Genomic DNA, 14,330 nt, shown 5'->3' with positions numbered 1-14,330 from the left:
TGTTAGTTTCGTTTTTACCATTGTTGTTATTTTTTATTCGCTAGTCTATTTATCTCCTATCTACATGGCAACAAGTTGAGGTTTAAACAATGTAGATAGCTCGAACAAATAATGAAAATTAAATTCTAAATAAAACGACATTAAAGGAATATTTTATTAAATCTAACACAAATTTACGGCTAAGCAAATTTATCTACTTGGCTGATTTTAACTATTTAGGATTTAGCGCCACCCAAATTACTCATGTAATCGCTTATGAAGTAGGTTTATACTTAATTGTCAAAACAAAAATATATTAATCTCAGCTACATTTAAAGCAATGCAAGCCCACGCCAGATTTGATTCTGATATCAATTAAGAACTTTCCTCCTAGTTCTTAAAGCGAAATGCCTCTTAAGCTCATTGTTAATAATTGACTTAAAACCTATTACACAAAGAAAAAAGAAGGTGAAATAACGAAATGCTTAAATAGTAATAGAAAATGCTGGGCGCAGGACGTATCTTGTAAGAGTGAACCTGAGACCGCTCAGTTGGTGGTTTAATCTTTAAAAAGCACGGGATAAACCAGAGCTTATTGCAAATTTCAGACATAAAAAAACCGACTCTCGTCGGTTACTTTTTCTATAAAAATTATAGAAAGTGGTGGGCGCAGGACGTATCTTGTAAGAGTGAACCTGAGACCGCTCAGTTGGTGGTTTAATCTTTAAAAAGCACGGGATAAACCAGAGCTTATTGCAAATTTCATGCATAAAAAAACCGACTATCGTCGGTTACTTTTTCTATAAAAATTATAGAAAGTGGTGGGCGCAGGACGTATCTTGTAAGAGTGAACCTGAGACCGCTCGGTTGGTGGTTTAATCTTTAAAAAGCGCGGGATAAACCAGAGCTTATTGCAAATTTCATACATAAAAAAACCGACTCTCGTCGGTTACTTTTTCTATAAAAATTATAGAAAGTGGTGGGCGCAGGAGGATTCGAACCTCCGACCGCCTGGTTCGTAGCCAGGTACTCTATCCAGCTGAGCTATGCGCCCACATTCTATTTTTGATTTTAAGGTCTTATCTGACTCATACACTCTATTTAAGGACATAAAAAAACCGACTTGTGTCGGCTATTTTCTATTAACTTAAATAGTAATAGAAAGTGGTGGACGTAGGACGTATCTTCAAAAAGTGAACCTCCGACCGCTTGGTTGTTAAACCAACACTTTACTTTTTTATACTCTGAAGCATGAGTTAAAAGTGGTGGGCGCAGGAGGATTCGAACCTCCGACCGCCTGGTTCGTAGCCAGGTACTCTATCCAGCTGAGCTATGCGCCCACATTCTATTTCGATTTTAAGGTCTTATCTGACGGCATTAATCAGTTGCTAAACTAATTGTATTCAAAAGTGGTGGGCGCAGGAGGATTCGAACCTCCGACCGCCTGGTTCGTAGCCAGGTACTCTATCCAGCTGAGCTATGCGCCCACTTTTTTGATTTCTTATTTATCCTCTAAGTAGAGTCTGCTTTTAAAAAGCAAGTAAAGGATGGTGGGCGCAGGAGGATTCGAACCTCCGACCGCCTGGTTCGTAGCCAGGTACTCTATCCAGCTGAGCTATGCGCCCATTCTTTACATTACAAGAGACCATTTATAAAATAAATGGCGGAGAAGGAGGGATTCGAACCCTCGATAGAGCTACAAACCCTATACTCCCTTAGCAGGGGAGCGCCTTCGGCCACTCGGCCACCTCTCCGTCTTGTGGGGCGTATAATAAAGATTTCAGAAAATATGTCAAACACTTTTCTTGTTAAAAGTAGCTGTTCGGTTAGAGAATACACATTAGTGTAAAAAAAGAGCGCTTTAAGCTTGATGATTAAGCAACTTAGGATTTTTTAATATCAGTCTCAACACCCAACAATGGAACAAGCTCATCACCTAGCTGTTCTAAATACTGATCTTGATAACCTAATTGTTGAAATTCGGCAATACACGCACGATAGTAGTTTTGTCTTTGCTGTTCATCTGTGAAGCTATCCAAAGAGCTTAGCTTTGGCTGTTTCTTATCTTTCATATCTAAATCCATTTATCTATAAAACACTTTAGGGTTAATTTCTAAATCCGAGTACATACTTTACGCTGTATTTACACTTAATAATCTACCCGATATTTATATCTTTGTACTTTTTAATAAGATTACATCTAAATAATTATCTAATTTAATAAAAATCAGTTAATTACATCAGCAAAAAGCTGATTATCGACTATGTTAGATTTAATACTACGAAATAGCGTACGCACCTTGCAGATATATCGTACACAAAAACGCCGCATTTAAGCGGCGTTTTTCTACTATTTAATAAAAATAGTATTAGTCAGCTTGTGGACGCATATGCGGGAACAAGATAACGTCTTTGATTGTAGGTGAATCAGTAAACAACATAACTAAACGGTCAATACCAATGCCCTCACCTGCTGTTGGCGGTAGGCCATATTCAAGTGCGCGAATGTAATCTTCGTCGTAATGCATTGCTTCATCATCGCCCGCGTCTTTTTCTTCAACTTGACGCGTGAAACGCTCTGCTTGATCTTGTGCATCGTTAAGCTCAGAGAAACCATTAGCAAGCTCGCGGCCGCCAACAAAGAACTCAAAACGGTCAGTAACAAATGGGTTTTCATCGTTACGACGTGCAAGTGGTGATACTTCCCACGGATAGCCTGTGATAAATGTAGGTTGAATAAGCATGTGCTCGGCCGTTTCTTCAAATATCTCACATAAGAACTTACCAGGGCCCCACACACAGTTTTCAGGAATTTTAACGTGCACTTGTTTAGCATACGCTTTTAATTCTTCAAAATGATTTTCTGGGTCGTTAAATACCGCAGCATCAAAGTCTGGGTTATATTTTAAGATTGCATCCGCCATGCTTAAACGGGTAAACGGTTGACCAAAGTCATACTCTACTGAGTCAATCACTTCACCGTTTTCGTCTTTTGTTGTATTAACAACAATTGGGCTGCCAAGTACGTTTGTTGCCACTGTACGAAGCATATCTTCGGTGATGTTCATTAAGTCGATGTAATCAGCGTATGCTTGGTAGAACTCAATCATAGTGAATTCTGGGTTGTGACGTGTTGATAACCCTTCGTTACGAAAGTTACGGTTAATTTCAAATACGCGGTCAAAACCACCTACCACCAAGCGCTTTAAGTAAAGCTCTGGTGCAATACGTAAGTACATGTCGATATCAAGAGCATTGTGGTGAGTCACAAATGGACGCGCCGTTGCGCCACCAGGAATAACCTGTAGCATCGGTGTTTCTACTTCCATGAAGTCACGGTCAGCTAAGAAACGACGAATACCTTCAACTACTTGTGAGCGAATACGGAACGTCTCACGAGTTGCTTCGTTAGTGATCAAATCAACATAACGTTGGCGATACTTAGTTTCTTGATCCGATAGACCATGGAATTTTTCAGGAAGTGGGCGTAATGACTTAGTAAGCAATTGATACTCAGTCATTTCTACGTATAAATCGCCTTTACCTGATTTATTAAGTGCACCTTTAACACCGATGATATCGCCGATATCTAGTTGACCATATTTTGCTTTTAAGTCTTTTTGTACATCTTTAGATGCATACGCTTGTACGCGACCTTTCATGTCTTGAATTGCAAGGAAAGGACCACGCTTAGCAAGGATACGTCCAGCAATTGAAACTACATGCTGAAGCTCTACTAACTCTTCTTTCGATTTATCACCAAACTCAGCCTGCAAATCTGCCGTGTAATGCTCACGACGGAATTGGTTTGGATGACCGTTGGCTGGGCAATTTTCGCGAATAGCGTCTAATTTGCCACGACGCTCAGCGATTAACTTATTTTCGTCTTGGATTTGATCAGTCATTTTTTAGCTCTTTTTTAGCTTGGTGGTTATAAACCAGATTTTAGGCTGGCTTCAATAAATTTGTCTAAGTTACCGTCAAGTACCGATTGGGTATTACGGTTTTCAACGCCAGTACGCAAATCTTTAATACGGGCGTCATCAAGTACATATGAACGAATTTGACTACCCCAACCGATATCCGATTTGGCGTCTTCTTGGCTTTGTTTTTCAGCATTTTGTTGTTGCAGTTCGAGCTCAAATAATTTTGCTTTTAACTGCTTCATCGCTTGCGCTTTATTTTTATGCTGAGAACGCTCGTTTTGACACTGTACAACCGTATTTGTTGGCACGTGGGTAATACGTACCGCAGATTCTGTGGTATTTACGTGCTGACCACCCGCACCTGATGCGCGGTATACGTCAATTCGTAAATCAGACGGGTTAATATCAATTTCGATATTATCGTCTATCTCAGGGTATACAAATGCTGAAGCAAAAGATGTGTGACGACGGCCACTTGAATCAAATGGACTCTTACGCACAAGACGATGAACACCTGTTTCTGTGCGCAACCAGCCATAAGCGTATTCACCAACAAAGCGTACTGTGGCGCCTTTGATACCCGCAACATCACCGTCAGTGGCTTCAACTAATTCAACTTTAAAGCCTTTCGCTTCACCCCAACGTAAGTACATACGCAGCAGCATGTTACACCAGTCTTGTGCTTCGGTGCCGCCTGAGCCAGATTGTAAATCTAAGTAAGCATCGTTTGAATCGTGGGCTCCTGAGAACATACGACGGAACTCTAAACCTTCGAGCTGCTCGTTTAAGTCATCCAGCTCACTCTGCGCTTCAGCGAACGTTTCTTCGTCTTCAGCTTCAATGGCAAGTTCAAGTAAACCTTCAACATCGTCGGCACCAGCAACAAGGTTGTCAATCGTTTCGACAACAGCCTCTAGTGCTGATTTTTCACGGCCAAGTGCTTGCGCACGTTCAGGCTCATTCCATACCGCTGAGTCTTCAAGTTCGGCGTTAACCTCTTCTAGGCGCTCTTGTTTATGAGCGTAGTCAAAGGTACCCCCGAAGCAGCTCGGTACGTTCGCGAATTTCCTTGATTTGATTAATCACAGGATTCACTTCAAACATCTACGTTACTCCAAAATGGCTGATTTACACGGCAATTTGCCCTATAAATTTCTTTAAATAATAAAAACGCCCGATTTTAACAAAAAACCGCGCGTTTTATTAGTACTTTATACGCCCTAGTGCGATATTTTTTAAGGGCTCTTTTGTAGCTCACGGACAATTAATTGCAGCGTATATTTACCTCTAAACTCATTTATATCCAGCTGATAAGCAACATCAACAAAACGCACTTCAGTGTCAGGCCACGCTTTAACGTCAACGCCAAATGCAATCGCATCTACCAAACGACCAGATTGATGTTTAAGCACTAGTTTTAAATGTTTTTCACCAACAATACGCTGCTGTACAACTTCAAAGGTGTGCTCAAACACTGGCTCAGGAAATTGCTGCCCCCATGGCCCTGCTTGTTTAATTAGCTGCGCAAAATCCATGTTAAAGCAATCAGCGGGTAACTCACCGTCAGTAAGAATAACGCACTGCTTATACTCTTCGCTTAATTGCGCGGTAACTGCTTGCTCAAAAGCCTGTTTAAACTCACTAAAGTGCTGTTCATTAATACTCAGTCCCGCAGCCATGGCATGACCACCAAACTTACTAATTAAATGTGGGTGTAAGGTATTCAAACGCTCGAGTAGGTCACGCATGTGCAGCCCTTCAATCGAACGGCAAGAGCCTTTGATTTCGCCATTATCACCACCAGCGAATATAACGGTGGGCCTGTGATACTTTTCTTTTAAGCGTCCCGCTAAAATACCAATTACACCTTGATGCCAATCTTGCTGATATAAACAAATGGCATCTGGTACGGTATCACTACTAAATGCTAGGCGGTCGAGTACCGCTTGTGCCTCAGCTTGCATGCCTTGCTCTATTTCGCGGCGCTCATGATTTAAGCTGTCGAGCTCGCCAGCAATACGCCTTGCTTGATTTAAATCCGCTGATAACAAACACGCTATCCCTAAGCTCATATCATCTAAGCGCCCTGCTGCGTTTAAGCGTGGTGCTAATGAAAAGCCAAAGTCACTGGCACTTAAGCGTGCAGCATTGCGATTTGCAACTTCAATTAATGCGATAATCCCTGGGCGGGTATTGCCACTGCGAATTCGTGCTAGCCCCTGATGCACTAAAGTGCGGTTATTCGCATCCAGCGCGACCACATCCGCCACTGTACCAAGCGCAACGATATCAAGTAATTCAGCTAAATTGGGTGGTTGTTGCTGTTCAAAGTGGCCTAAATCACGTAATGCACTCCTCAGTGCTATCAGTAGATAAAACGCGACCCCAACACCTGCAATTGATTTAGATGGAAAATCGCAGTCGTGACGGTTTGGGTTAACTATAGCATCGGCATTTGGTAATTGCTCACCTTGCAAGTGGTGGTCAGTTACTAGGACTTTAATTCCTGCGGCTTTAACAATCTCAATACCTGCAATACATGAAATACCATTATCAACAGTGATCACTAAATCTGGCGCTATTGTGACTATTTGCTCAGCAAGCGCTGGGCTTAGTCCATACCCGAGGCTAAATCGGTCAGGAATAAGGTAATCTAAATGGGCAAAACCAAACATGCTCAGGCCGTGCATTAATGTTGCGGTACTGGTAGCACCATCAGCATCAAAATCACCCACAATAAGAATTTTACTTTGTGTTTGCAACGCCCAGATTAATAGCTCAGTAGCTTTATCAATATCTTTAAACAACCTAAAATCATGCAATGTGGCTGCGCTATTATTTAGTTCATCGGCATGGCTTACTTGGCGATTGGCGTAAATTTGCTTAATAACTGGGTGTAAATTATTGGGTAGGTGTGAGTCATCAACACATTGTCGAGCTTGAATTATTTTTTTCATGCAGCAGGCGATACTTTTAAGCTAGGAGAGCTAACAAAAAAAGGCCTAAAACGGCCTTTTTTAAACGTTTTATTTAATTATGAAGACTTGTTCGCTTCAAGTGCAGCACTAAGCGCTGCCGCAGGTTGGTAACCTGGGATCATGGTACCATCTTCTAAAATAATAGCTGGTGTGCCACTAATACCAAAACTCTGACCTAACTGATAGTGTTCAGCAACTGGTGCAGCACAACCTTGTATCACTTTAGTGTCAGCGCCTGCTTTTGCCTCAGTGAGTGCTTCTTGTTGATCTTTGGCACACCAAACATTCATTAAATCAGCATAACCAGAACCTTGTAAACCGCCACGTGGGAACGCTAAATATTTAACAGTAATACCCGCCTCGAGTAAATCGTCAAGCTCACGGTGTAATTTACGGCAATAACCACAGCTGATATCTGTAAAAACAGTAATACTGTGTTTTTCATTTGGCGCTTTGTAAACAATCATTGAGTTTTCGTATTCAGATAACCCCTCTTTACGAACACCGTTAAGAGCCTGTTCGGTTAAATTACTACGATTGTTTAAGTCAATTAAGGTGCCCTGCATTAAATATTGGCCATCTGCACTTGCGTACAATACACCTTTATCGGTAATTAACTCTTTCAATCCAGCCACAGGGCTTGGATTAATATGCTTTACAGTAACGCCTAGCTCAGCAAACTTAGTCACAATTGGGTCATTGGCATCAGGTACGGCTAATACACCATTTGCAAACGCACTTAAACTGGTGCCTAACATTGCACCGGCTAATACTAACTTTTTCATATTGTTCTCTTATATCCTGATAATTCATCTTTACTATGACCGCTAGTGTACTAAAAAAATTTCACTAAGCACGCGGGTGATGTTGCTGATGTACCGATTTTAATCGTTCATTCGCAACATGGGTATAAATTTGTGTCGTCGATAAATCGCTATGCCCTAACATCATTTGCACAACTCTAAGGTCTGCACCATGATTAAGTAAATGCGTTGCAAAAGCATGACGCAGCGTATGGGGCGATAAAGGCGACTCAACCGATGCCAAAATAGCATAGTGTTTGATCCGATGCCAAAAAGTTTGTCGTGTCATGCCCACGCCACGCTTAGAGGGAAACACAAAATCGGTGGCATGCTTAATCATTTGCCCGCGCCCTAATTTTAAAAACTGCTCAAGCCAATACATGGCTTCTTCGCCAAGTGGCACCAAACGCTCTTTATTACCTTTGCCTTTAACAAACACAACAGACTGGCGCAGGTTTATTTGCTCCATACGTAAACCTACAAGCTCACTAACCCGCAGACCCGTTGCATATAAAAGCTCTAACATGGCTTTATCGCGCAGCCCCATGGGTTCATCAACATTGGGGGCTGCAAGTAATGCTTCAACTTCATTTTCAGAAAGCGTTTTAGGTAGCGTCTGCCCTGCTTTTGGCTGAGCAATATTCACCATCGGCGATTCGCTTAAGTACTTTTCGCGTACTAAATATTGATAAAAGCGTTTTAACGCACTAATGCTACGCGCTGTGCTGCGTGATTTTAAACCTAAATCAACCCGATGCGCTAAATAACTTTCAATGTCTAAAGCGGATACCGTGAGTAAATCTTGCCCTTCTAAAAATAAACCGAACTTATCTAGGTCACTTCGATATGCAGATAACGTGTTATCACTAACATGCTGCTCAAGATAAAGGTTATCTAAAAACGACTCAAGATAGTCGCTATTATTGATAAGCTCGTCTTGGTGTTCTGTAAGTGGGCTTAATGATTCATTTTTTGCAAACTTAGTCACAGTTATTCCATTTTAATCAAGGTATCAATTAGTAATACCTTACGGTAAACTTGAGCCTATCATATCAGGCAAACACACAGTGATAAATACGATGCAAATTGGTTTATTTTATGGCTCTACAACTTGTTATACGGAAATAGCAGCAGAAAAAATCCGCGATATTATTGGGCAAGACATTGTCAGTTTACATAACATCAAAGATGAGCCACTAAAAAATGCAGAGAATTACGACTTTATCATCTTTGGTATTTCAACGTGGGACTTTGGTGAATTACAAGAAGATTGGGAATCAATCTGGGATGACATCAAAGACGTCAACCTAACAGGAAAAACCATCGCCTTATTTGGCATGGGTGACCAGCAAGGCTACGGCCAATGGTTTCAAGATGCGCTAGGCATGCTACACGATGAAATTAGCAATCAAGAATTTACGTTACTCGGTTTATGGCCCAATGACGCCAGCTATGAGTTCGAAGCATCAAAAGCACTCACCACAGATAACACACATTTTGTTGGCCTAGCTCTTGATGAAGACAGTCAATACGAGCACAGTGATGAGCGAATTGCCAACTGGGTTGAGCAAATAATGAACGAATATAGTGAAAGTCTTTAATTAACAAAAGATTGTTCCTCGCTGTGTCCTCAAAATTAAAAGCGATTTAAGTTGGTTATCAAACAACTCTCTTTTGTTTAGGGTCTATTGACCTTTGCGGATTAAAGCTTATTCAAACTAGGGGCGGTTTAATCACGGCGCGAGGTTTGTAACCTCGAGGGCTAAGTATAAATCGCTTCGAACGTCACTTAGTGTATTAAAAAAACAGCAACTCGCAATCACAAAAGATACAATGAGCGCCCAAAAGCTCTTTATATATCCATCAACTCTTTTTACCTTTTTTTAATACAAAAAATTACATTTTTATACACATTAATACCAAGTGATGAATTATGATTTATGTGTTCAAATAAATTAAAAGGATTTACCTATGTTCAAAAAAGCAATTAGCTTATTATTATTTCCTCTCGCTTTTACAGGCTGTAACTCTGAAGACTTAGAAACAGCAAATTTTGGCTCTAGCTTTTACAAAAATGACTACACATTAGTAAATGCTACTGCTCTAGAGATTGATTATCATCTAGCAAATACACAGCTAGATGGAGATCCCCGTGATGTAGAGAAAAACAAGTATTATATAGATACACTTTCAACTGACTCAGAGCCCAAATCAGTCACTCATGAACACAATACTAATCGAGAAATCACCTTTTATATTCAAGAGCATACTCACAAGAGTAAACGAGTAAAAAAAACATACAAAGTGAAAAACGAACAAGATTATCACTTTATTGCTTGGCAAAATAATGAACGACTCAACTTCAGCATCATTCAAAATCAAAGTAAAAATAAAAGTAGCTTTTTCGCTATCCGATTTTTAGCATCAACAGATATGCCAATTACAATTAATAGTAAAACCTTAAATCTCGAGCAAAGTGAAATAAGTGATTGGTATTATGTTGATGACTGTAATTCAGATATTGAATTGAATAATGAGCCTTTGTCTATTTGTCATACATCATACGATAATTCATATACTTTTGTTCTAGACAAATCAGGGATCAAAGCAACGATCACTGAGTGAACTAGTAACTTTAATTTTCTATTTCATTTGTGACTGTAAATACTGCATCACCGACTCTTAAGTGGTTATATTGAGGCTGCTCTACGCTTATATCATTGGCGTTTATTAGACTTTGTAACCACTTAATTTGGTCTGGGTTATCAGTAGTCATGTAATACTGCTGCCATTTACTTCCATTATGAGACCATAATTTAGCATCGGTGAAATCATTTGTTTCATCGATGAAAACATAATCTAACTGCCCATCGTTGTTTAAATCAATAGCGACAAAATAAAATGAATGGCTATGCAAAGGTGCCCAGTTGCTGAAATGCACCGTATCGAAGATAGACTCGATTAAATCATCTGGAAACGCTTCTTGCTGCGGCCAAAATACACTGTGCGCAATAAACTCTGAGAGTGTTTCAAACTCTTTAACAGTCTCAAAGTCAGGGTTTACGTACATTCGCTCAATGATTGCTACTTGCTCTGGATGTGAGTTTTGTATTTGCGCTTTCAAATCTTGCATTGCAAGGTAACCTTGGCGCCCCAGATTTGATGCAAAGTAATTATAATCAAACTCTTTAAGTGTGACTTTACCATCATTTAAGCGCGCAATCTGGCTATCACTCGCGATACGTTGAAAATTTAAAATGGGGGAATTCACCAGCAGCATACTTACCAGCACAGTGAGCCCCATACCAATATTGACCTTGTTTTGAACCTCAAGCCACGCATCACGCTTTTTAATAATTCCCACTAAATAGCCAAACGAAAAACACGCCAATAAAAAGCACATTAAAATGGCCCAGCATCTAGCAACACTTAAACCATATTGCTCAACACGTAACCACAGCCCATAGGCCGCAATTAAGCTATAAATAGGTAATAAACCAACACCTATAATAATCAATCTATGTAATACAACATTGTAAGGGCGCTGTAATGACGCCTGTTGATAAACCGTATTTATAAAAAAGAGTGTTAATAGTTGCAGCCACAACACTAACGAAGTCCCCCTGCCTGTTTGCCATAATTTTTCAAGCCCAGCAAAGGGTAAAGTCGCTAAAAAGCCAAAAGAAACAATAGTTAAAACAGGCAGTAAAAACTTAATTAGAACTTGCAGTAATGTTGCTATGCTTTGCTCTGCATTTAACAAGCTTCTAAATACAATGCTCGCAAAAGCAAACGCTAAGGTAATTGTAGGGATCCAAAACCATTCTTTTCTTAATAGCGTTGTGAAAAATTCAATGTCCAACGCGTCAAATAAGGCTGCGCCTAAATTTAAAATGCCCCAGAAAATTAATACAAATAACCAACACTCTATAAATAAAAGAAAATTACGCCATGAAAGTTTAAACAACTGAGCATAATGAATCGCCTCTTTATCTATAAACTGCTGGATATACATTAAAGCTTTAAAGCTTGCTACCAAAGAGGTCATTACAAACGTAGCAGTTAGCCAATCATTATCAATAAACGCTAACGGGTAATGCTCAGATCCAATGTATGCGCCCAATAGTGACAACAATAAGCAAAAAGGAAGCAAATAAATAAGCAGTTTTTTTATATTACCTTGCTCCACAGCGAGTAACGTCAGTAAAGGAAAACTGATTACAAATGTAGCTAAAGAGGTAAACCAAATAGGGTCGGCGGCGGGCCATGTTGCGGCTTCAAGGCTGCGATATAACAATGTTAAAGCAATCCCTTGTAACACTGCTAGCAGTATCATGAGTGATTTAGGTAATTGATTATCCATATCTATTTACTCCGAGTCATTTTGGTCAGTGTGCGTTATTTGTACCTACTATTCAATAAAGCTTACATTTTTAAGTAAAAGTCCTTACACAGCTTAACAAAATCATCACTGTATTGGCCGTCTTCATTATGAATAATTAAATGCTGAGGATTGCAATCAACCTCTTGATAGCCAAAACACATTAAGCTGCGCGTTGCAGGCTTAGTTTTTTTAGTTTGCACTAAACAAAGATGTTGTAAATAAAGCCCTTGCGCAGACGCTTGTGCTATAAATAATTGAGCTTCGCTGCTTGGTAAAATTAAGTTAAACAGTGCAGCATGATGCGTTAATCGTTTAAATGCAGCAATCAACTGGCTAAAACTCAAGCCGTCAGTATGGCGTGCCGCGTTTCGTGCGGTATCATCCCCTTTTAAACTATTATTAAAGTAAGGAGGATTGCTGATCACCACGTCAAATAGTTCATCAGCTGCAAAATTTTGAATACTTTGATGGAAAAGTGCAATATCAGGCCAAGGGCTATTTGCGATATTTTGTTTTGCTTGAATGTAAGCAGGCTCGTCTATTTCAACAGCGGTTATAACCAAGTTAGCAGCGCGCTGTTTGCACATTAATGCAAGTAAACCAGTGCCAGTGCCAATATCAAGCGCTCTTTGACCGCTGACTAATTTTGCCCACGCTCCCAGTAAAATGCCATCGGTCGATACCTTCATAGCGCATTGGTCATGCTCGACTTTAAATTGTTTAAACACAAAACCTGACATTTTTTCACCTTTTCGTTCACCAACCGCAGTATAGCGCGTATAATTAACGTCAATTGTCCTCTATTTTTGACACTCTATGCAATTTTCTGATTTTGATATCGATAACAAGTTACTAAACGCCGTCGCTAAAATGGGTTATGAGACCCCAACCAGCATTCAGCAACAAGCTATTCCTGAAGCACTGCAAGGGCGTGATATTTTAGCATCAGCGCCTACAGGCACAGGTAAAACCGCTGCATTTTTAATTCCAGCAATTCAATACTTACTGGATTTCCCACGCCGCGAGCCTGGCTTTGCGCGAGTGTTAATTATGACCCCGACCCGTGAACTTGCGTATCAAATTCATGAACAATGTGAGTTACTTGCCAAACAAACACATTTAAAAATAGGTGTGGTTACAGGCGGTATTAATTACGGCACGCATAAAGAAATTTTTGAAAAAAATAACGATATCTTAATCGCTACCCCTGGGCGATTAATGGAATACTTAGAAACAGAAAACTTTCATGCTGAAAATGTTGAGATGCTTATTTTAGATGAAGCAGACCGTATGTTAGATATGGGCTTTCGTAAAGAAATGCTGCGCATTTGTGATGAAGCTAAAAACCGTCGTCAGTGCTTTCTATTTTCAGCAACACTTGAAGGCGACAGCGTAGAGCAATTCGCAGAGCGTATTTTAAATGATCCGGCACTGCTTGAAGCAGAGTCGTCACGTAAAGAAAAAGCTAAGATCCATCAATGGGTACATTTAGCCGATGACTACCATCATAAGCTTGAGCTATTAGTTAATACCTTAAATGGCCCAGATGTCAGCAAAGCAATTGTGTTTGTTAAAACTCGAGAGCGCCTTGAAACCCTCATTGGTGAACTCACCAACAACGGGGTAAAAGCAGCCTGGTTACGTGGCGAAATGCCACAAGACAAACGCATGAAAGCAATGGAAAACTTCCACAGTGGCCGTACCAAAATTTTGGTTGCAACAGATGTTGCCGCACGCGGTATTGATGTAGCTGACATTAGCCATGTCATTAACTTTGATATGCCACGTACCGCCGACGTATATGTACATCGTATTGGTCGTACTGGTCGCGCAGGTAAAAAAGGCATCGCGATTTCATTAGTGGAAGCGCACGATGTGGCCGTTTTAGCTAAGGTTGAGCGTTACACTGAGCAAAAACTTAAACGCCGCGTAATAAAAGGCATTGAGCCACAGCATAAAGAAGCTAAAATGCCAGTCAAGAAACTAAAAGATCCAGCTAAAATTAAAGCCCGTAAAAAGGCGAAGGCAAAAGTGAAGAAAAAGAAGTAGCTTTTTATAAAACGATAAGCCGAGCCTCAATGAGCCTCGGCTTTTTATCACTCCCAGCGTGCCCCGAACTCCACCCTAATCATCTCGAAAAAACCTAGCTCAAAGTTAGATCTGATTACTTTTCACACTTTCTTAGTAAGCAGCACTATAAAAAGTTCTCATTAATAAAGAATTTTTTACTTATTTAGATGTAAAAAATACCTAACTAACG

The 14,330-nt window shown here is 40.1% G+C and carries 11 protein-coding genes and 5 tRNA genes; 3 read left to right on the top strand and 13 right to left on the bottom strand.

The features are described 5' to 3' along the window. Positions 1–956 precede the first annotated feature (956 nt). The 11 genes from QMA12_RS12680 to xerD form a co-directional block, all read right to left on the bottom strand. A tRNA-Arg gene (locus QMA12_RS12680) sits at positions 957–1,033 on the bottom strand. Positions 1,034–1,242: 209 nt separating this feature from the next. After that, positions 1,243–1,319: transfer RNA gene (locus QMA12_RS12675), tRNA-Arg, on the bottom strand. A gap of 70 nt (positions 1,320–1,389) precedes the next feature. Continuing rightward, positions 1,390–1,466 (bottom strand) — tRNA-Arg (locus tag QMA12_RS12670). A 61-nt stretch (positions 1,467–1,527) separates the two neighbouring features. Continuing rightward, positions 1,528–1,604: transfer RNA gene (locus QMA12_RS12665), tRNA-Arg, on the bottom strand. Between the two features lie 36 nt (positions 1,605–1,640). Further along, a tRNA-Ser gene (locus QMA12_RS12660) sits at positions 1,641–1,733 on the bottom strand. A gap of 129 nt (positions 1,734–1,862) precedes the next feature. Further along, positions 1,863–2,051 carry a hypothetical protein gene (locus QMA12_RS12655; RefSeq protein WP_290209307.1) on the bottom strand — a complete coding sequence of 63 codons (189 nt, stop codon included), beginning with the start codon at positions 2,049–2,051 and terminating at the stop codon, positions 1,863–1,865. A 297-nt stretch (positions 2,052–2,348) separates the two neighbouring features. Beyond that, complete coding sequence (gene lysS, locus QMA12_RS12650) at positions 2,349–3,884, bottom strand: lysine--tRNA ligase (protein ID WP_290209306.1); 1,536 nt, start codon at positions 3,882–3,884, stop codon at positions 2,349–2,351. A 26-nt stretch (positions 3,885–3,910) separates the two neighbouring features. Further along, positions 3,911–5,009 (bottom strand): peptide chain release factor 2 gene (prfB, locus tag QMA12_RS12645; protein WP_290209305.1). Its coding sequence is split into 2 segments (ribosomal slippage): positions 3,911–4,933 and positions 4,935–5,009, totalling 1,098 coding nucleotides; the frame shifts between segments, so codons are not numbered across the junction. A 131-nt stretch (positions 5,010–5,140) separates the two neighbouring features. Beyond that, the gene (recJ, locus tag QMA12_RS12640) at positions 5,141–6,862 is read right to left on the bottom strand and encodes a single-stranded-DNA-specific exonuclease RecJ (protein ID WP_290209304.1); all 1,722 of its coding nucleotides are present in this window, start codon (positions 6,860–6,862) and stop codon (positions 5,141–5,143) included. Positions 6,863–6,939: 77 nt separating this feature from the next. Continuing rightward, positions 6,940–7,668 carry a bifunctional protein-disulfide isomerase/oxidoreductase DsbC gene (dsbC, locus tag QMA12_RS12635; protein WP_087532919.1) on the bottom strand — a complete coding sequence of 243 codons (729 nt, stop codon included), beginning with the start codon at positions 7,666–7,668 and terminating at the stop codon, positions 6,940–6,942. Between the two features lie 64 nt (positions 7,669–7,732). Then, complete coding sequence (gene xerD, locus QMA12_RS12630) at positions 7,733–8,614, bottom strand: site-specific tyrosine recombinase XerD (protein ID WP_290209372.1); 882 nt, start codon at positions 8,612–8,614, stop codon at positions 7,733–7,735. Between the two features lie 151 nt (positions 8,615–8,765). Between xerD and fldB the strand changes: the two genes are divergently transcribed. Together fldB and QMA12_RS12620 are read left to right on the top strand one after the other, a co-directional pair. Continuing rightward, positions 8,766–9,287 (top strand): flavodoxin FldB, encoded by a 522-nt coding sequence (fldB, locus tag QMA12_RS12625; RefSeq protein ID WP_290209370.1) that lies wholly within the window; start codon positions 8,766–8,768, stop codon positions 9,285–9,287. A 370-nt stretch (positions 9,288–9,657) separates the two neighbouring features. Further along, a complete protein-coding gene (locus tag QMA12_RS12620) occupies positions 9,658–10,311 on the top strand; it encodes a hypothetical protein (protein WP_290209303.1) in 654 nt (217 codons plus the stop codon). 10 nt (positions 10,312–10,321) lie between these two features. On the opposite strand, the gene QMA12_RS12615 is transcribed toward QMA12_RS12620, so the two are convergent. Next, positions 10,322–12,049 carry a DUF4153 domain-containing protein gene (locus QMA12_RS12615; protein WP_290209301.1) on the bottom strand — a complete coding sequence of 576 codons (1,728 nt, stop codon included), beginning with the start codon at positions 12,047–12,049 and terminating at the stop codon, positions 10,322–10,324. Positions 12,050–12,111: 62 nt separating this feature from the next. Next, positions 12,112–12,810, bottom strand: a complete 699-nt coding sequence (locus tag QMA12_RS12610) for a methyltransferase (protein ID WP_087532915.1) — start codon at positions 12,808–12,810, stop codon at positions 12,112–12,114. Positions 12,811–12,886: 76 nt separating this feature from the next. Between QMA12_RS12610 and srmB the strand changes: the two genes are divergently transcribed. Next, the gene (srmB, locus tag QMA12_RS12605; protein ID WP_087532914.1) at positions 12,887–14,119 is read left to right on the top strand and encodes an ATP-dependent RNA helicase SrmB; all 1,233 of its coding nucleotides are present in this window, start codon (positions 12,887–12,889) and stop codon (positions 14,117–14,119) included. Positions 14,120–14,330: the final 211 nt, after the last annotated feature.

This window comes from Pseudoalteromonas sp. APC 3893, assembly GCF_030408095.1.
In the GTDB taxonomy this organism is placed as follows: Bacteria; Pseudomonadota; Gammaproteobacteria; order Enterobacterales; family Alteromonadaceae; genus Pseudoalteromonas.
This window is presented reverse-complemented; position numbering and strand designations above follow the sequence as displayed.

Bases quoted from the DNA above. Each gene is read 5' to 3' on its own strand.
- QMA12_RS12655 (WP_290209307.1), bottom strand. From the start codon at position 2,051: ATGAAAGATAAGAAACAGCCAAAGCTAAGCTCTTTGGATAGCTTCACA.
- lysS (WP_290209306.1), bottom strand. From the start codon at position 3,884: ATGACTGATCAAATCCAAGACGAAAATAAGTTAATCGCTGAGCGTCGT.
- recJ (WP_290209304.1), bottom strand. From the start codon at position 6,862: ATGAAAAAAATAATTCAAGCTCGACAATGTGTTGATGACTCACACCTA.
- dsbC (WP_087532919.1), bottom strand. From the start codon at position 7,668: ATGAAAAAGTTAGTATTAGCCGGTGCAATGTTAGGCACCAGTTTAAGT.
- fldB (WP_290209370.1), top strand. From the start codon at position 8,766: ATGCAAATTGGTTTATTTTATGGCTCTACAACTTGTTATACGGAAATA.
- QMA12_RS12620 (WP_290209303.1), top strand. From the start codon at position 9,658: ATGTTCAAAAAAGCAATTAGCTTATTATTATTTCCTCTCGCTTTTACA.
- QMA12_RS12615 (WP_290209301.1), bottom strand. From the start codon at position 12,049: ATGGATAATCAATTACCTAAATCACTCATGATACTGCTAGCAGTGTTA.
- QMA12_RS12610 (WP_087532915.1), bottom strand. From the start codon at position 12,810: ATGTCAGGTTTTGTGTTTAAACAATTTAAAGTCGAGCATGACCAATGC.
- srmB (WP_087532914.1), top strand. From the start codon at position 12,887: ATGCAATTTTCTGATTTTGATATCGATAACAAGTTACTAAACGCCGTC.